This is a genomic window from Paenarthrobacter sp. NCHU4564 (assembly GCF_052156435.1).
In the GTDB taxonomy this organism is placed as follows: domain Bacteria; phylum Actinomycetota; class Actinomycetes; order Actinomycetales; family Micrococcaceae; genus Arthrobacter.
Genome location: NZ_JBQLIS010000019.1, coordinates 19,136 through 36,510, shown reverse-complemented (window position 1 = coordinate 36,510; position 17,375 = coordinate 19,136). Strand labels below are relative to the sequence as shown.

The window sequence follows — 17,375 nt, the reverse complement described above, 5'->3', positions numbered from 1 at the left end:
GGCGGATGAACTTTGCACGGCCAGGAACCCGATTCGGGCCTGCGACGGGCGCCATTCAGCGTCACAGGTGTCTTATCCGGGTCATTTCCTGTCAGCGGGCGTGACGGTCTGGCATGCTGGACGACATGGCTAGCCGAGCGGGCACAGTTGCCCTTCCCCAGGACCTTGTTGACATCACAGCCCTGCTGGACGCGTATTTCGACGTAGCTCCGGACTTGGGTGATCCCGCACAGCGTGTGGCGTTTGGAACGTCCGGACACCGCGGATCGAGCTTGAAAGCGTCCTTCAACGAGGCGCACATTCTTGCCATCACCCAGGCGATCGTCGAATACCGCGGACGGCAGGGCATCACCGGGCCGTTGTTCATCGGTCGTGACACCCACGCCCTGAGCGAGCCGGCGCAGAACTCCGCCCTGGAGGTTCTGGCCGCCAACGGCGTCACCGTCCTGGTGGACGCCCGCCACGGCTACACCCCCACGCCCGCCCTGAGCCACGCAATCCTCAAGTACAACCGGGAAGCCGCACCGGGATCTCCCCAAGCCGACGGAATCGTGGTCACCCCCAGCCACAATCCGCCCGCGGACGGCGGCTTCAAGTACAACCCTCCGCACGGCGGCCCTGCCGACACCGATGCCACCGGGTGGATTGCCAACCGTGCCAACCAACTCCTTGAGAACGACCTCCGCGGCGTGAAGCGCATCCCGTTGAATGATGCCCTCAACGCAGACACCACCGGAAAGTTCGACTTCCTCAGCAGCTACGTCGATGACCTCCCCTCCGTCCTGGACCTCGACGCCATCCGCAACGCTGGTGTGCGGATCGGCGCCGATCCCATGGGCGGTGCCTCCGTGGACTATTGGGGCGAGATCGGCGAGCGCCACCAACTCAACCTCACCGTGGTGAATCCCACGGTGGACCCGCAGTGGGCGTTCATGACCCTCGACTGGGACGAGAAGATCCGCATGGACTGCTCCTCGCCGTCGGCCATGGCTTCCCTGATCCAGCGGATGTCCGTCGGGGCGGACGGCAGGGCTGCCTATGACGTCGCTACCGGAAACGACGCCGACGCTGACCGCCACGGCATCGTGACCCCCGATGGTGGGCTGATGAACCCCAACCATTACCTCGCCGTGGCCATCGACTACCTGTACCGCAACCGCAGCGGCTGGAACCCGGAGTCCGTGGTGGGCAAGACCCTGGTTTCCTCCTCGATCATCGACCGGGTTGCCGGTGGACTGGGCCGCAAGCTGGTTGAGGTTCCCGTGGGCTTCAAGTGGTTCGTTCCCGGCCTGCTGTCCGGCGAAGGTGCGTTCGGCGGCGAGGAATCGGCCGGTGCTTCCTTCAACAAGCGTGACGGCAGCGTGTGGACCACGGACAAGGATGGCATCCTGCTGGCCCTACTCGCCTCCGAGATCACGGCCGTCACAGGGTCTTCGCCCTCCCAGCTCTACAAGGGACTCACCGACCAGTTCGGCGCCCCCGTGTACGCCCGCATCGACGCCGCCGCCTCGCGTGAGCAGAAGGCAAAGCTGGGCAAGCTCTCCGCTTCCGACGTCACCGCCACCACCCTGGCCGGCGAGGAGATCACCGCCAAGCTCACCGAAGCTCCCGGCAACGGTGCGTCCATCGGCGGCCTGAAGGTGGTTACCGAGAACGCCTGGTTCGCTGCACGGCCTTCCGGCACCGAGGACGTCTACAAGATTTACGCCGAGTCCTTCAAGGGCGCCGACCACCTCAAGCAGGTCCAGGAAGAGGCCAAGGCCCTGGTGGACGGCGTCATCGCCTAGCCTCCGGGGTCATCTTCTCCGGGTCATCACCGTCCGTCGCGTCTGGCTCCACAGCTTAAGGATGCGGCGGATGGTGTGGTTTCCTTCGGGGGCCATGTCCACCAGCGCTATCTGGTCAAGCACGACGACGTCTCCGGACTTGGGGCGCTTGCCGTTGTGGTGCGAGATGTGCGGCCGATAACGGTCCAGGATGTATTTGGGAGTAGCGATGCGCCCTCCCACGCTGTCGACACCTTCCACGATCTCCTCGTGGAGCCCCTGCAGCAGTGGATTGTGCTCGATCAGGCTTACCGGGATCGACCCCATGTGCCCGAACCCAGCGTCCCCGCCTACCTGCAGCCGGGTTCCCAGCGCACCTTTGACGGGCGCTTCTGCCAGGTCCACGAGGACGTCGACGACGTCGGCACTTCCGTCAGTGCCGACGTCGAACCTTAATAGGGTGATGTGGAGCGGCCAGTCGCTGCGCGGAAAAACCAGCCCTTCTGTCACCGGCTCCGTAAACGCCACCCAGATGAGGTTCCGCATAGGGACAGTCTCCCACCGTCACCCAAAGGTGAGAGTGCGTTCCCCCAAAAGGGCGTTTCCCTAATAGAGGATCCAACGCTCTTGCACCTAAACCCCCAAAATCCCCAACGCTCTCTCACCTAAGCGCCCTTAAACACCAACGCTCTTGCACCTAAGCGCCCTTAAACACCAACGCTCTTGCACCTAAGGGCAAGAGCGTTGGCGGAAGCGTGGATCAAACGGTGCGGACAACGTCCTCGTAAGCGAACTTCGGCTTGGCTTCGCCCCAGGCGTCCGGGCCGGGCTGGCCGATGTTGACGATCAGGAAGCTCTTCTGGTCGCCGTTCGGGAAGAATTCAGCGTCGATGGCTGCGAAGTCGGCGCCGGTCATCGGGCCTGCAGCGAAACCGAGGGAGCGGACGGCAAGGATGAAGTAGCCGGCCTGCAGGTGGGCGTTGTTGTTGCCCGTGGCGGCGGTGAGTTCGGCGTTGTCGTCGTACATGGCCTTCGGGGCGCCGTAGGCCGGGAGGAACTTGTCCCACTGCTCGTGCCAGTCGGTGTCGTAGGACAGGATGGCCACCAGCGGAGCCGAGGCGGTCTTGGCCTGGTTGCCACGGGACAGGTGGTCGACCAGCTTGGCGCGGGCCTCGTCGGAGCGGACGTACGTCACGCGGAGGGGCTGCGAGTTGAAAGCAGTGGGGCCGAACTTGGTGAGCTCGTAGATCGCACGGGCCTGCTCGTCGGTGACCTCACCGGAGAAGCTGTTGGCGGTACGGGCTTCGGCAAAAATGGCGTCGACTGCTGCGGCGTCAATGACTGCTTCTTCATGGGCAATCGTCATGGATAAACCTTTCGCTGTGCCCTCGCCTCAGGGGAATGGCCGGGCTCTTTTGCTTTCCATGGTTGCAACTTCAACTTCGCCTGTCGTCTTCCCGTGACGGCGCGTGACGTTGGGCACACGGGACCTGTGGAGCTGGCGGTGTGAGGCCCGGCTTGCGTGTCAATCCAACGCGAGGCGCGTAGAGCAGGCCCCACAACGGCGGTAATGTTGCACCGAACCCCAACTTTTCTTCTGAGGAAGGCCCGCCATGAGCATGCTCGGCATCAAATGGAAGCTCCACGGCAACGGCAAGACCATCCGCCCCGGCCACGTGGTTGCCCCCGACGAGCGTCTCGCGTGGCCGCTCACCATCGGCGTGGGCATGCAGCACGTCGTGGCCATGTTCGGCGCCACCTTCCTCGTCCCGATCATCACGGGCATGCCCCCGGCCACCACGCTGTTCTTCTCCGGTATCGGCACGTTGCTGTTCCTGGTGATCACCAAGGGCCGCGTGCCCAGCTACCTCGGTTCGAGCTTCGCGTTCATCGCCCCGATCATGGCGTCCCAAGAGCAGTACGGCGTTGCCGGCGCCCTGGGCGGCGTGGTGCTTGCCGGCGTCGTACTGGCGCTCATTGGCGCGGTCGTGCAGAAGTTCGGCGCCGAATGGATCAACCGGCTCATGCCCCCGATCGTCACCGGCGCGATTGTCGCGCTGATCGGACTTAACCTCGCACCTGCGGCCAAGAATAATTTCGACGCCGCTCCCGTCACCGCACTCGTCACGCTGGTAACGATCATCCTGGTTTCCGTCTTGTTCCGCGGGATCCTGGGGCGCCTCAGCATCCTGGTGGGCGTAGTGGTGGGTTACCTCGTCGCCATGATGCGCGGCGAGGTCTCCTACGAAAAGATGGACGCCGCGGCCTGGGTTGGCCTGCCCACTTTCCAGACGCCCGAGTTCCACCTCGGCGTGGTAGGCCTGTTTGTTCCAGTGGTGCTGGTGCTCGTCGCTGAAAACGTGGGGCACGTGAAGTCGGTTGCCGCGATGACAGGCCAAAACCTCGACGGCGTCTCCGGCCGCGCGCTGATGGCCGACGGTGCCGCGACGGTACTTGCCGGATTCGGCGGCGGTTCCGGTACCACGACCTACGCGGAAAACATTGGCGTCATGGCCGCCACCAAGGTCTACTCGACGGCGGCGTACTGGGTGGCCGGCGTGTTCGCCATCCTGCTGAGCTTCTCGCCGAAATTCGGTGAACTGATTGCGACCGTCCCGGCCGGCGTCCTTGGCGGTGCCGCGACGATGCTTTACGGCATGATCGGCGTCCTCGGTGTAAAGATCTGGGTGCAGAACAAGGTCAACTTCTCCAACCCGATCAACCTGACCACGGCTGCGGTGGCTTTGATCATTGGCATCGCGGACTACACCTGGACCATCGGCGACCTGAAGTTCACAGGCATCGCCCTGGGTTCCGCCGCTGCATTGGTGATCTATCACGGCATGAAGGGCCTGGCCCGCTGGCGCGGGACCGTTGCTGAGCCCGAAACCGAGACGGCGGGACTGCCGCCTGCAGTGAAGTCCGCGATGAACGCCGCGGCGAAGCGGAGCGGGAAGAAGGGGAAGTAGGGGGCTCCCGGTCCCTACCCGGCCCACTGTGGAGCAACAAAGCTCCCGACCTCGGGCTCTAGACCTCGCGACCACTAGGGGCCCGCGACTGAGGACGGCCCCCTGCGCTAACAGCCGTGCATTCAACTCGACTACTTCCTGTAAGTGATGAGTTGCATGGAGTCCTGGCGCGCAGCTAAGCATGGCGATGTCGACTGCGGCCTCCTCATTCCTGGAATGGCACCGGTGTCGGGAGGGCCAGTGGACAATGCCTGTGTCTAACTGATTAGGTAGCCGCAATACTCGCAAAAGCAGTGTAATGTGATCCAAATCACTATTTCGGCTGATGCGCACGATTCCAGGGAATGAGCGCCCCGCCCGATACGTGAACATGGCATTCTTACTCCCGCCTACTTCCCGTAGTCGACTCTCACTTGAACGGATACCCGCGCGGTGATAGGCACTACATAACCGGAGCACCCAGCTCTGACTAGTGTATTGGGGAATACTTTGGTTCAGACCTTGTCAAAAAAGCTAACTTCGACCTCGGCAGCTATAGTCCTGACCAGCGCAATTGCCTTGTCGGCTGCCGGACAATCGGTGGCGGGAGTTGATGGCATGACAAATAATTGGTCCAACTGGTGGGCGGCGCATGCCGAAGTGAGCATCTATAATGGCAGCGCACGCCTTCAATCTGTTGCTCATCTGGGCAATTATTGGTATTACGGTGCACCCTCTTGGTCTTACTCGCGAGCGCATGTAGATGGGTACAGCTGGACCCACGAGGCGTATCAGATTCGCATCGCCTAGAACGCGAAGTCTGCGCGATAGAAATGAATAGGGTCAAATTACATGTCGTGACCGTGGCAGTAGCTTGCTCGGTCCTCTTGCTGCCAGCTTGCGCGGGCGAGCAAGAAGCCTCCGAGAAGCGGCACATAGCGAGCAACTTCAGTGAGCTCGTTGACAACGCCCTGAAAGATCCCACTCTTCAGGAGTTCGACAGGGACGTGTTGGAACGGGCTAAAGCCTCCGGCCGTATCAATCAGGCGGATTACGACGAAGCCTATGGGCGATTTGCGCAATGTATGGCGACTGCGGGAAAACCTGTCAAGCTAACGAAGTTGAGTAACGGTCTTTACCGCATTGATAACACGCCCCTTGCTGACGGTGAATCAGTTCAGACTGCCATGTCCGTCATGGTCAAGTGTCAAGAGGGGACAATAAATGAAATTGGTGAACTCTTTGGTATTCAGCAAGGAAATCCTGAACTTTTGGCTAATGCCGATGAAGTTGCATACAAGTGTCTCAACACAAAGGGACTGCTGGACACGGAATTCTCGCAGGAGGACTTTGTGAAGGCACTGAATGAGCCAAGGAACGAAGACACCAATTTGCAGGACCGTCTTCCATTCGACCCCTACACTGACGAAGCTCAGGCCTGCTTCGTAGGCGCAAATATAGTTATTGGGAAGGGGAACACGTAGGCGTGTCAAAGACACCCTGGTTTGTCGTACGTTGTAGTTGGCGTCTCAGGTGCAGCCATGGCCGTCGTATCCGTGCTTGGTACGGCGGCCTTGGCCCCTCCTAGCGCATTAAGTCCTGCTGATGACGTAACGTCCGCTTCTGTCGTCATGAGCGAATACCGGGATGAGCGGACCGTTGCCGCCGAACTCGATGCAGGACAGTCAGTTGAGGCCGTTCTGGGCATCGGTGGCACGGTCACATCATCAAACTGCTTGGCCGGTGGCGAAATTAGATCCGGCATAGTTGTTGCCTCGCTCAGTGGTCGTCCTGTGCTGGCTCTTCATTCTGCCGTGCCTTTTTACAGGGATATAGGTCCAGGGACAGCTGGGGCAGATGTCGACGCACTGCGAGTCGAGCTTAGACGACAGGGCTACGACGTTTCTGCTGCTGGTGCCTACGAAGCTAATCTGAGGGCCGCCGTCCTCAAGATTCAAACCGACCTCGCAATGGCGATCCGCGATGGCGTTCTTCACAAAGACGAGACCCTCTGGCTGCCTACTGAGAGTGTTCGGGTTAAGTCGTGCAATGCCTCGCTGGGGCATCAGTACCTCCCAGAATCCCCCTTCCTCACCGTTGGGGGTGCCGTGAACAGCCTTCGTCTTGTCTTTCCTTCGGGGCAACCACCGGCAGTCGGCGCCAGGATTGCCTCCTTCGGCAGCGTAACGGCCCCTGTCACAGAGGACGGGCTGGTTAAGGATCCTGCTCTTTTGGCTGAAGTTTCCCGTAGCCATGATTTCGCAGAGTCCCAAGCAAGCACCAGCCCTAAACCCCTCAGTATCAAGACGGCACTGAGTTCGCCCTTGAAGGTGGCCAAGCTCCCCGTTTCAGCGGTTTTCGGCGCTCAGAACGATAGGGCGTGCGTCAAGGCAACGGACGGGACAACACATCATATCGTCATCGTCGGTTCGAGCGCCGGCTCTGTGCTTGCCACATTTCAACAGGACGTACCGAGGGAGATCCTTCTGGGGTCGTCCATTGGAGGGCGCGAATGCAGCGAAACATCACCTTGAGCGCAGAACTTGACCTACCGCGGCTGACACTTCATGGCCTTGGGCACGGTTTCTCGCCAGATCGTTACCTCTTCCGCCATCTAGATGCGGACTTTAGGGCCAATTCTGTCACTGGGATCACTGGACCTTCCGGTTCCGGGAAATCGACACTGCTATCCATCATTGCCGGTTGGGAAAGTCCTAAAGAAGGATTCATAGAGCGGTCAGGAATCTCCGCTGTCCGTTGGGTGTTTCAAAACCCCATTGGAGTCCCGCAGCGAACAGCACTTGACCACGTGACCCTTCCCTACCTGGCCGTCGGCCTTTCACGGGTCCGCAGTGAGGAACTGGCGCTTCAGCGGCTGAAGGACTTCGGGCTGCAGGCCAGTGCGAACAAACGCGCTACACACCTATCCGGTGGAGAGGCGCAACGCCTAATGCTCGCACGAGCGGTCGCTGGGAATCCTGATCTAATTCTGGTCGATGAACCCACGGCACAACTCGACCGAGCAACAGCTGCAACCGTCAACTCAGTCCTCGGTGAACTCGCGCGAAGCGGGGCAGTTGTGATCGTTGCCAGCCACGACCAAGAAACTCTCAGGGCCTGTACAAATACTTTGGACCTTGCGGCCCCCGCTGCCCAGTCTGACAGTACATGATGCGGCGGAACGAAATTCTCCGCGAAGCTTGGCGCAACGTGCAAAGCGGTGCGGCTAAAGCCGGCTGGCTATCCCTGGCCCTCATTCTGGCGATTACGCTGTCATCCTGGGCCGAAGTATGGAGTGTCGCGGCACTAACTGATCGTGCGATGGACTATCACGATGCGGGAGCATCCGTACGCATATTGAAGACAGAGTCCAACGTGGACCCACAACGTTGCGACGCTCTCGCCCAAACCAATGGAATCCAATCTGCAGGGGCAATAACCCCTTCACCTGGAATCGTCATGGCCAGCATTCCCGGAGTTGTAACTCCTGCATTCGAAACGACGCCTGGATTCCCAACAGTGCTTGGTTTAGAGACCACTCTGGACCAAGGGGTACTGATTTCAAAACCGTTGGCTGAACGGTGGAAGATTCGTCCGGGAGATACTTTGGAAACGGACCAAGGCCCTATGCGTGTCGCGGCAGTGTTTCCCTTCACCGAAACCGATGGTAGAGACAGCCGCTTGGCTAACGCTGTGCTCATCCCTACATTGGAGCACCGTCGCTTCGAAGAATGCTGGGCCGACGTATGGCCCTCGACCGCAGCGTTCGATACACTCCTCCGGGCGTCCCAAAACCCCGGAGCGAATGACTCAGCGGCGACAGTGGTTACGCTGAACACTACCCTTGGATTGGTTTTTTCCGGAGCAGATGAGTACCAAAATCGCCTGTCGCGATTCGCACCGCTCTTCTCAGCCGTACTCGGCCTTGTCATTGGACTTGTGGGATGTACCCGCCGGCGGCTTGAATATGCCTTTTCCTTACACGCCGGAGTGGCCAGCTTCGATCTCACACTTATAGCGCTGACTGAATCAGCAGCCTGGGCAGGTGTCGGGGGCCTCTCTGCCGTGGCGGGCATCCTCCTGACTACACAAATAGTCGCTCCACTGATCGCCAATGCCCTATATGGTCAAGTTCTAACTATCGGAGCAGCCGGTATCCTCGGAGCGATTACGGGGAGCCTTCTTGTGTCTGCTTATAGCCGCGAGGCCCGCCTCTTCACGTACTTCAAGGAACGTAATTAGGCAACCTCCGGGACCTCCGCTTCCCACCGCAGCAGGTCCCCCGGCTGGCATTCGAGTACCTCGCACAGGGCTTCCAGGGTGGTGAACCGGACAGCTTTGGCACGGCCGTTCTTAAGGACCGCCAGATTGGCGGGCGTGATCCCCACGCGGTCGGCGAGCACTCCCACGGGCATCTTCCGCTTAGCGAGCATGACGTCAATATCCACGATGATCGGCATCAGATCACCTCGTCGAGCTCGGCCCGAAGCCCGGCCGCCTCGACATCCCGCGCCACGGCCTGGGCCAACAGCGTCCGGAGCACCAGCACAAGCAGCGCCACTCCCCCCGTCATCAGCGCCGCTCCGCAGATGAGCATCACGATCCCTGGCGCCACATCACCCGGCGCCAGCAACACGGCGATTGAGAAGACCAGCACAGCGGCAATGGCCACAGCCCAGAAGATGACGTCCACGAACCGGAAGGCGCCGTGGGAAAACACTGTTCCGCGGCGGACCATGGTCAACAACCGCCACACGCAGAACGCAACAACCTGGACACACGCAATCCCCAGAACGACGATCACCAGGAACGCGATCCGCAGTCCGTCCGGCGCGCCCGCATTCGAGAGGTCCGCGGAAATCAGCGGCACCATCCACACCTGCACAAACAGGGAACCAGCCAGCACCATCGCGATAACAAGCCTCAGCGCGAGAATCGCAAACCTACCCACGAGCACCACTCCTCCATCGAACAACAATTAGATCCTATCGTTAATCGATAGAAAGAGAAGCAATATGCAACAAAATATATAGTCAGCTTGCTTAGTAGTTTGATGATCAATAGGGTTGAACAGGTCAAGACAAACAACTCTCGCAGAAGCGGTTGCGCCAGAGCCGGGGCCACGAGCCCAGGGCATCAAGCCATAGCAGCGCCCACCGCATAAAGAGGAGGAACAATGTCAGAGCACAGCATTGCAGGCAAGAAGGTCGCCTTCCTGTTGACGGATGGCGTGGAGCAGGTGGAGCTCACCAGCCCATGGCAGGCCGTCAAGGATGCAGGAGGAGAGCCAACCCTCATCGCCCCCGAAAAGGGCAAGCTCCAAGGCTTCAACGGCGTGGAGAAGGGTGACACCTTCGACGTCGACCTGGCCGTGGCAGACGCCGACGCCTCGGACTTCGACGCCCTGGTTCTCCCCGGTGGCGTCGTCAACGCCGACCACCTCCGCGTCGACAAGGACGCCCGGAACTTCACGCGCTCGTTCTTCGAGCAACACAAGCCGGTAGCCTCGATCTGCCACGGACCGTGGATCCTGATCGAGGCAGGTGTCATCAAGGGCCGCAACGTCACGTCCTACCACACGCTCCAGACCGACCTCCGGAATGCCGGAGCCAATTGGAGCGACCAGGAAGTGGTGGTCGACCAGGGCCTGGTCACCAGCCGGAACCCGGACGACCTCCCGGCTTTCAACAGCAAGCTCGTTGAGGAAATCTCCGAGGGCCAGCACGCCGGCCAAACAGCGTAGCGCTTACCAGCGCGCGACCCACACACGGTGAGTGCCGCCGTCGTAAGTCCACAAGACGTACGACGGCGGCACTCGCCTCCCTCACGCACCGAACCACCCGCACCCACAGCAAAAGACAACACCAGCACCTCGTCGTAATGTTGCGCAGATCACATTCGATGCTTACGCTGGGGAGGCTGCAGCGTGGCAGCGCACCGATGAAAGGCAACAAATTGACCAGCGACAAGCTCTCCGTAGTGGTTCGCGTCGACGTTGACGGCGAACAGATCCAGATTGCAGCAACCGGTCGTGTCACAACCTCGAGCCTTCAGGGGCTCTACCCCGTAGTCCAGCGCACCAAAAGCCTCGGCAGCGGACTCGACGTGGAGATGGACCTTTCAGAGGCCACAGTGGACGCCGACGCCATGGACGAGCTGCAGATTTACTCGGAGCTTTACGAAGTGCCCGTCCGCCTTGCGGCTGAGGCCGCCAATGTCACTGCATTGCCGACGCGGGCAGCGCACCTGGCGACGGCAGCCGCCTAGGGTCTGGTCGGCTCCAGCACAGGCCCTGCGAGCAACCCGCCACGACCGGCTCGTTACGCGATACCGAGGAAGACCAGCAGCGCCTCCCGCCCTGAACCAGGACGGGAGGCGCTGTTCTGCTGCTAGTGGCTGCCGGTGATGTCCTGCCACGGGAGTTTGTGCGCATTACACAGGAGCTTCGGGGATTCGCCCATGGCAGCAAGTTCATCCTTGAACCCCTGCTTGACCGCCTGTCCATACGATTGCACGCGTCCACCCTCGGGGTACGCAGCGTCAGGATCGTCGTTCAGGCCTGAGTAGGAACAGATGGAGTTCGAGTTTTCCGGACCACGTTCCGACTGCCCGGCGGCGAAGGCCGGTGTGGCCGAGAACGCCGTCAACGCACCAACACAGAGTGCAGCGGAGAGAATTTTGATTCGCATTGCTTTACCTCGCTTCGTTAGACATGGCGCGCGCTCCCCAGCCGGCCCGACGCAGGTTGGACCAAGATAACGCAACTTGCGGCTGAATATAAGACCCCTCACCTAGCCTGCACTGCCGTCCAAAAATGCCGTCGACAGCAGCCCTCACAATCAGCAGACCTTGCCCCGAAATACTAAGCATGCTTATGGTAAGTGGACCGGCAGTCACCCAACGGAAGTACCCCAGGGGGCACCCATGACCATGACCCAAGTCGCCGACGGTGTGCATCGATTCTCGGATGCCTACGTCAACTTCTATTTGGTGGAAGGCCGCGAAGGACTGACCCTGGTGGACTCCGGCCTGCCGGCGATGTGGACTCCGCTGGAGCGCGCACTCCAAGGGGAGGGATTTGAACTCGGGGACATCAGGGCGCTCGTGCTGACCCACGCGCACTTCGACCATCTGGGCCTGGCCCACCGCCTCCACCAGGAACTGAGAATTCCTGTGTGGGTCCACAGGGAAGACTCGTACATCGCCAGGCATCCCTACCGGTACCGGCACGAAAGGTCCCGTCTCGTTTTCGCCCTGACCCACCCCAAGGGCCTTCCGGTGTTGACCAGCATGGCAAAAGCAGGTGCCTTCAAGGTCCAGGGCCTGGAGGACGTCAGGCATTTTCCCGGCACCGGCGCACTCCCGGTTCCGGGCAGCCCGGAGATCGTGTTCTCACCCGGGCATACCAGCGGCCACTGCGCCCTGTTCCTCCGCGAACGCGGCATCCTGTTCAGTGGGGACGCCCTGGTCACCCTGGATCCCTACACGCAGCGGAAAGGCCCGCGGATCGTGGCCGGGGCGGCCACAGCGGACAGCGTCTTGAACCTCGCCTCGCTGAAGCAGCTCGCCGCTACCAAGGCACAGCTTGTCCTGCCCGGACACGGCGAACCTTGGGAGGCCGGCATCGAATCCGCGGTTTCCATCGCCCGCGCAAACGGTCCGGCCTAGGCCCAGCAGGTGCTACTTCTTCCCCGCCTTCAGGTCCGACACGACCTTGGCGATCCGCCGGGCCCGCGTCTCCTCCGACTTGGCATCGCCAATCGGCTCGACATAGCGCCGCTGCGCGCTGTAGTTGAGGGTTGCATAGAACGCCTTCGCGTCCGGTTCGGCGTCGAGGGCTGCGGCAAGGTCGCCGGGAACCTCGACGACGCGTGGCCGGGTATCGACTTCGAGGTCAACTTCCAGTGTGTCCCCGGCAGAAACGCCGGTCAGCTCCCGGTTGGCCGCACTGACTCCCACCATGTACTTGCCGCCCATGACAGCGATACTGCTGCGATAACTCTTGCCGTTCATGGTCACCACCACCGGGGGCCGCTTGCCCGCACCCAGCCCTGTGACCACATCTTCGGGAACCTCAATACCGGCCTTGTTGCCCTCGCCCTGAATTGTCGTGGTGAATTTCATGAGCCAAGTATGCAGGGCGGACCGGCACCAGCGGCACCATGGACGCACCCGTGACGCAGGACTACGGTCAGTACAACGCCCACAACCCAAGGAGAAAGCCATGGACAACCAGGACATCCTCGAACGCATCCAGTCGCTTGTCGAAGAGGAGCACCGGCTCCGTGACGCCGACACCAGCACTGAGGCCGGCGACGACAACACGGCACGGCTCGCCCAACTGGAGGCCCAGCTGGACCAGTGCTGGGACCTGCTGCGCCAGCGCCGCGCCAAGAGGGACGCCGGCGCCAATCCCGACGAGGCCGAAGCCCGCCCCGTCAGCGAGGTGGAGGGCTACCGCCAGTAAAGGCTACGCCCCTTCAAGCACCTGGCTGGTGGCCCAGGCAACGTACTTTCCGGCGTTGGCCACGGCGTCGGCCACATCAGGGACGCCGTCCTTGCGCTGGGCAACGTCCAGCAACTGGGCTGCGGCCACGATGCCGTGCTTGGCCAAATCCTCCGGGGTGACCGTGATGCGGCCGGCGACAGCCACCACGGGGATGCCGTGAACGCTGGCGGCATCGGCGAGCGCGATGGGCGCCTTGCCGGTGAGCGACTGCTCATCCATGGAGCCCTCGCCCGTGATCACGAGATCGGCCTCACCCAGGTGCTTGGCCAGTCCGGTCAGCCCTGCCACCAAGGCAAAGCCGCCTTCCAGTGCCGAATCCGTGTAAGCAAGGAACGACGCCGGGAACCCGCCTGCCGCTCCGGCTCCCGGGACGTTGACGTCACGGCCCGTGGCTTCCCGAAGGAGCGAGGCCCAGTTGCGGAGACCGGCGTCGAGCTTCTCAACCGCGTCACCATCTGCCCCCTTCTGGGGACCGAAGACATGCGCCGCGCCTTCCGGCCCGTACAGCGGATTTTGGACATCGACGGCGATCCGGAACTTCACGCTGGACAGTCGCGGATCCAGCCCCGAGGCATCCACGGAAACGACGTCGGCCAGGGCACCTCCGCCGAGGGGAATCACATTCCCGGCAGCATCCAGGGGCCTGAGCCCCAGTGCACGCAAGGCACCGCTCCCGCCGTCGGTCATCGCCGAACCGCCCAGCCCGAGCACGATCTCGGTGGCGCCGGCGTCCAGAGCGGCGGCAATCAGCTGGCCGCAGCCGTAGCTGTGTGCCCGCAGGCTGTTCTCCGGCGTCGGCTCCATGAAGGCGAGGCCGGATGCCTGGGCTGTCTCAATGACGGCAGTTCCTCCACCAAACGCGTCCTTGCGGATGGCCCATGAGGCACCGACGGGCTTGACGATCGGACCCACAACGGCGTTGTTGTGTTCCTCGTAGCCCGCGGCGATTGCCGCATCGAGGGTTCCTTCGCCGCCGTCGGCGACGGGAAACTGGGTGGTTACGGCGTCCGGATAAACACGGAGGGCGCCCTCGGCCATGGCTGACGCGGCTTCGGCGGCGGTCAGTGATCCCTTGAACTTGTCAGGGGCAATGAGAATACGCATGGTCTACATCTTGCCAGCAATTCCTTGGAAAGCGTTTGCCGCCTGCGTAATGTCCGCGTTGTGGGATGTCGTGGGCGACCCGCCAGGGAGGTGCTCAGCCGTTCAAGACCCGTACCGGAGCACCGGACAACCAGGCCTTCACGTCCTCGAACGCTCCGCCATAGAACTGCCGGTAACTTTCGTGGGTTACATAGCCCACGTGCGGCGACAGCACGGTCCGTGGCGCGTGCACCAGGGCGTGACCGGCCGGGAGCGGCTCCTCATCGAAAACGTCCAGGGCCGCTCCGCGGATCCATCCCTCTTCCAACGCCCGGATCAACGCCGCCTCGTCCACCAAGGGGCCGCGCGCCGTGTTAACCAGCAAGCCCTCCGGCCCCAGCAGTTGCAGTTCCGCGGCACCAACGATCCCTTCCGTCCGCTCAGACAAGCGCAGATGCAGGGTGACAATGTCCGACTCCCTGAACAGCTCCTCCTTGCTGACCTTCCGGGCACCCGAAGCAGCAGCAGCTTGATCCGTCAGGTTCTGGCTCCACGCCAGGACGTCCATCCCGAAAGCCCTGGCGTACCCGGCAATACGCTTGCCGATCTTGCCGAGGCCCACCACCCCGAGCGTCTTGCCCGCCAGTTCAAATCCGACGCCGGTCTGCCACCCGCCTGCCCGCAGCGAGTTCTCTTCCACCGTCAGGTTCCTCGCGAACGCCAGCAGGAGCGCCCAGGTCAGCTCGGGGGCCGCAGCAGGGGAACCCGCAGTTCCGGCCACCACGATGCCGCGCTCGGTGGCGGCCGCAAGGTCAATCGAGGCGTTCGCCATTCCGGTGGTGACCAGGAGCTGCAGGTTGGGCAATGCTTCCAGGACGTGGCGGGGAAAGCGCGTACGTTCACGCATGGCGACGACGATATCGAACGGCTCCAGCGCTGCCACCGCCTGCTCTTCGGAGACAAAAGGCGCGCTGAAGACCGTGACCTTCACGCCGTCGTCGAGCAGTTCCTCCCACGGCGCGTAATCGCCGGAGACCTGCTGGTAATCATCAAGGATGGCCAAACGGTACTGGGTCATGGACGCTCTCCTCGCGGCGACGATTGGTACACACACCATCTCACGGCAGCAAACCCTCGCGTCATCAACGGAAAGATTCTAACGTTGTAAAGATGAACCAATCCCGTTCCGAAGGAGTTATCTTGACCGAGCCCAAGACGAACCAGTCCCTTCCCAAGCGCGAACATCCGCGGCCGCAACTTTTCCGGGAGAACTGGCTCAACCTCAACGGCACCTGGGGTTTTGAGATCGACGCCGGGGACTCCGGCTTGGAACGGGGACTCCGGACGCGTGGGCTCACAGGAGAAATCCTTGTTCCCTTCGCCCCCGAATCCGTGCTGTCAGGCGTGGAGCACGTCGACTTCATGGAAGCAGTCTGGTACCGGCGGACAGTCACTGTTCCCCAGGAGTGGTCGGGACTGAAACCACTCCTGCATTTCGGCGCGGTGGACCACGACGCCACAGTCTGGGTCAACGGTGTTGAGGTTGCCCGGCACCGCGGCGGCTTCACACCGTTCACCGCCGACCTCAGCGATGCCGTGGAACCCGGCGCCGAAGCCGTCATCGTGGTGCGTGCCCGCGACTCCCGGCACGAAATGCAGGCGCGCGGCAAGCAAGCCACCTGGTACAACAACACGCACTGCCAGTACACCCGCACCACAGGAATCTGGCAGACGGTCTGGCTCGAGGCAGTGCCGGAGGTCCACATCAAGCGACTTCGGATGACGCCCAACCTGGCAGATTCCAGCCTGACCATCGAGATTCCGCTGTCGCAGAACCGCGCTGGTTACACAGTGACCGCCACCCTCAGCAGCAACGGCACAGAGGTGGCAGTGGCCCAGGCGCGGGCAGACCTTGACCTTTCCCCTTCCCTGCGGCTCGGCATCCCTGAGGATTCCCTGCGTCCCTGGTCACCGGAGGATCCGTTCCTTTACGACCTCGAGGTCCGCATCAGCGACCCGGACGGCCGTGTGGTGGACCAGGTCAGCAGCTACGCCGCTGTCCGCTCCGTAGCCTTGGATGGCAAGGTGGTGCGCATAAATGGGAAGGCGGTCTTCCAGCGGCTGGTCCTGGACCAGGGGTACTGGCCGGAGTCGCTGATGACCTCCCCGGACGACGCCGCCCTGGTCAAGGACATCGAGTTGTCCATGCAGGCCGGCTTCAACGGTGCCCGGCTGCACCAGAAGGTCTTCGAAGAGCGCTTCCTCTACCACGCAGACCGGCTCGGCTACCTCGTGTGGGGTGAGTTCGGGGACTGGGGTGTTTCCGGCGGCGGCACTGTCGGCCACAACCAGAAGCCCACCGCCAGCTTCGTGGCGCAATGGCTGGAGGTCCTCCAGCGCGACTACAACCACCCCAGCATCATCGGCTGGTGCCCGCTCAACGAGACCCACCAGCACCTCCACGATCGGATCACCGTCCTGGACGATGTCACCCAGGCCATGTTCCTGGCCACCAAGCTCGCCGACCCCACGCGCCCCGTGATCGACTCCTCCGGCTACTCGCACAGGGTCCGGGAAACCGACATCTACGACTCCCACTCCTACGAGCAGGACCCGGTCAAGTTCAAGCTGCAGCAGGAAGGCCTCGCCGAAGGCAAACCCTTCCTCAACCGCGGACACGACGCCGTGGACTACTCCGTCCCCTACAACGGCCAGCCCTTCTTCGTCTCGGAGTTCGGCGGGATCTGGTGGAACGAGGCGGAGGCGAGGCAGGCCGCGGAAGCCGCGGGCACCGACGTCGAAAGCTCCTGGGGCTACGGCCAGCGGGTGGCCAGTGAGGAAGAGTTCTACGAACGGTTCGAAGGCCTCTGCGCGGTCCTGCTGGATAACCCGGACATGTTTGGCTACTGCTACACGCAGCTGACGGACGTCTTCCAGGAGAAGAACGGCATCTACAACTTCGACCGGACCTCCAAGCTGGACCTTGCCAGGATCAGGGCCATCCAGGAGCGCCAGGCTGCGATCGAACGCGGCTAAGCTGCCAGCCGCTTACGCGCAGATGCCCGACGG

The 17,375-nt window shown here is 62.1% G+C and carries 19 protein-coding genes; 11 read left to right on the top strand and 8 right to left on the bottom strand.

The features are described 5' to 3' along the window. The first annotated feature begins 125 nt into the window (after window positions 1–125). A complete protein-coding gene (gene pgm, locus ACSVIE_RS16890; RefSeq protein ID WP_426005114.1) occupies window positions 126–1,787 on the top strand; it encodes a phosphoglucomutase (alpha-D-glucose-1,6-bisphosphate-dependent) in 1,662 nt (553 codons plus the stop codon). Between the two features lie 9 nt (window positions 1,788–1,796). Here pgm and ACSVIE_RS16885 read toward each other — a convergent pair whose 3' ends face one another. Beyond that, the gene (locus tag ACSVIE_RS16885; protein ID WP_442424600.1) at window positions 1,797–2,312 is read right to left on the bottom strand and encodes a 2'-5' RNA ligase family protein; all 516 of its coding nucleotides are present in this window, start codon (window positions 2,310–2,312) and stop codon (window positions 1,797–1,799) included. A gap of 214 nt (window positions 2,313–2,526) precedes the next feature. Further along, window positions 2,527–3,132 (bottom strand): malonic semialdehyde reductase, encoded by a 606-nt coding sequence (locus tag ACSVIE_RS16880; RefSeq protein ID WP_426005110.1) that lies wholly within the window; start codon window positions 3,130–3,132, stop codon window positions 2,527–2,529. Window positions 3,133–3,379: 247 nt separating this feature from the next. Between ACSVIE_RS16880 and ACSVIE_RS16875 the strand changes: the two genes are divergently transcribed. The 5 genes from ACSVIE_RS16875 to ACSVIE_RS16855 all read left to right on the top strand — a co-directional run bounded on the left by ACSVIE_RS16875 (window position 3,380) and on the right by ACSVIE_RS16855 (window position 8,956). Further along, window positions 3,380–4,735 carry a uracil-xanthine permease family protein gene (locus tag ACSVIE_RS16875; RefSeq protein ID WP_442424599.1) on the top strand — a complete coding sequence of 452 codons (1,356 nt, stop codon included), beginning with the start codon at window positions 3,380–3,382 and terminating at the stop codon, window positions 4,733–4,735. An 836-nt stretch (window positions 4,736–5,571) separates the two neighbouring features. Then, window positions 5,572–6,198, top strand: coding sequence for a hypothetical protein (locus ACSVIE_RS16870; RefSeq protein WP_442424598.1), 627 nt, complete (start codon window positions 5,572–5,574; stop codon window positions 6,196–6,198). A 147-nt stretch (window positions 6,199–6,345) separates the two neighbouring features. Further along, a complete protein-coding gene (locus ACSVIE_RS16865; protein ID WP_442424597.1) occupies window positions 6,346–7,248 on the top strand; it encodes a hypothetical protein in 903 nt (300 codons plus the stop codon). Next, window positions 7,227–7,886, top strand: a complete 660-nt coding sequence (locus ACSVIE_RS16860) for an ATP-binding cassette domain-containing protein (protein ID WP_442424596.1) — start codon at window positions 7,227–7,229, stop codon at window positions 7,884–7,886. The genes ACSVIE_RS16865 and ACSVIE_RS16860 overlap by 22 nt, the downstream gene beginning before the upstream one ends. Next, window positions 7,883–8,956 carry a hypothetical protein gene (locus tag ACSVIE_RS16855; protein ID WP_442424595.1) on the top strand — a complete coding sequence of 358 codons (1,074 nt, stop codon included), beginning with the start codon at window positions 7,883–7,885 and terminating at the stop codon, window positions 8,954–8,956. The genes ACSVIE_RS16860 and ACSVIE_RS16855 overlap by 4 nt, the downstream gene beginning before the upstream one ends. On the opposite strand, the gene ACSVIE_RS16850 is transcribed toward ACSVIE_RS16855, so the two are convergent. Further along, a complete protein-coding gene (locus ACSVIE_RS16850; RefSeq protein WP_442424594.1) occupies window positions 8,953–9,174 on the bottom strand; it encodes a helix-turn-helix domain-containing protein in 222 nt (73 codons plus the stop codon). The two genes, ACSVIE_RS16855 and ACSVIE_RS16850, sit on opposite strands and share 4 nt — an antisense overlap. After that, window positions 9,174–9,665 carry a DUF2975 domain-containing protein gene (locus ACSVIE_RS16845; protein WP_442424593.1) on the bottom strand — a complete coding sequence of 164 codons (492 nt, stop codon included), beginning with the start codon at window positions 9,663–9,665 and terminating at the stop codon, window positions 9,174–9,176. Before ACSVIE_RS16845 ends, ACSVIE_RS16850 begins: the two co-directional genes overlap by 1 nt. A gap of 225 nt (window positions 9,666–9,890) precedes the next feature. Here ACSVIE_RS16845 and ACSVIE_RS16840 point away from each other — a divergent pair, with 225 nt between their 5' ends. Beyond that, window positions 9,891–10,457 carry a type 1 glutamine amidotransferase domain-containing protein gene (locus tag ACSVIE_RS16840; RefSeq protein ID WP_442424592.1) on the top strand — a complete coding sequence of 189 codons (567 nt, stop codon included), beginning with the start codon at window positions 9,891–9,893 and terminating at the stop codon, window positions 10,455–10,457. Between the two features lie 212 nt (window positions 10,458–10,669). Then, window positions 10,670–10,981 (top strand): hypothetical protein, encoded by a 312-nt coding sequence (locus ACSVIE_RS16835; protein WP_442424591.1) that lies wholly within the window; start codon window positions 10,670–10,672, stop codon window positions 10,979–10,981. A gap of 122 nt (window positions 10,982–11,103) precedes the next feature. On the opposite strand, the gene ACSVIE_RS16830 is transcribed toward ACSVIE_RS16835, so the two are convergent. After that, window positions 11,104–11,403: a hypothetical protein gene (locus ACSVIE_RS16830; RefSeq protein WP_426005103.1), complete on the bottom strand. Its 300-nt coding sequence runs from the start codon at window positions 11,401–11,403 to the stop codon at window positions 11,104–11,106. 235 nt (window positions 11,404–11,638) lie between these two features. Here ACSVIE_RS16830 and ACSVIE_RS16825 point away from each other — a divergent pair, with 235 nt between their 5' ends. Continuing rightward, entirely contained in the window at window positions 11,639–12,382 is a 744-nt protein-coding gene (locus tag ACSVIE_RS16825; protein WP_426005102.1) for an MBL fold metallo-hydrolase, read from the top strand. Between the two features lie 12 nt (window positions 12,383–12,394). On the opposite strand, the gene ACSVIE_RS16820 is transcribed toward ACSVIE_RS16825, so the two are convergent. After that, window positions 12,395–12,838 carry a YdeI/OmpD-associated family protein gene (locus ACSVIE_RS16820; protein WP_426005100.1) on the bottom strand — a complete coding sequence of 148 codons (444 nt, stop codon included), beginning with the start codon at window positions 12,836–12,838 and terminating at the stop codon, window positions 12,395–12,397. 100 nt (window positions 12,839–12,938) lie between these two features. On the opposite strand from ACSVIE_RS16820, the gene ACSVIE_RS16815 reads away from it, so the two are divergent. Then, window positions 12,939–13,181 (top strand): DUF2630 family protein, encoded by a 243-nt coding sequence (locus ACSVIE_RS16815; RefSeq protein ID WP_426005099.1) that lies wholly within the window; start codon window positions 12,939–12,941, stop codon window positions 13,179–13,181. 3 nt (window positions 13,182–13,184) lie between these two features. Here the strand turns inward: ACSVIE_RS16815 and ACSVIE_RS16810 are convergent, their stop codons facing one another. Together ACSVIE_RS16810 and ACSVIE_RS16805 are read right to left on the bottom strand one after the other, a co-directional pair. Further along, the gene (locus tag ACSVIE_RS16810; protein WP_442424590.1) at window positions 13,185–14,327 is read right to left on the bottom strand and encodes a glycerate kinase; all 1,143 of its coding nucleotides are present in this window, start codon (window positions 14,325–14,327) and stop codon (window positions 13,185–13,187) included. Window positions 14,328–14,421: 94 nt separating this feature from the next. Then, entirely contained in the window at window positions 14,422–15,384 is a 963-nt protein-coding gene (locus ACSVIE_RS16805; RefSeq protein WP_442424589.1) for a D-2-hydroxyacid dehydrogenase family protein, read from the bottom strand. Between the two features lie 122 nt (window positions 15,385–15,506). Here ACSVIE_RS16805 and ACSVIE_RS16800 point away from each other — a divergent pair, with 122 nt between their 5' ends. Then, the gene (locus ACSVIE_RS16800; protein WP_442424588.1) at window positions 15,507–17,342 is read left to right on the top strand and encodes a glycoside hydrolase family 2 protein; all 1,836 of its coding nucleotides are present in this window, start codon (window positions 15,507–15,509) and stop codon (window positions 17,340–17,342) included. Window positions 17,343–17,375: the final 33 nt, after the last annotated feature.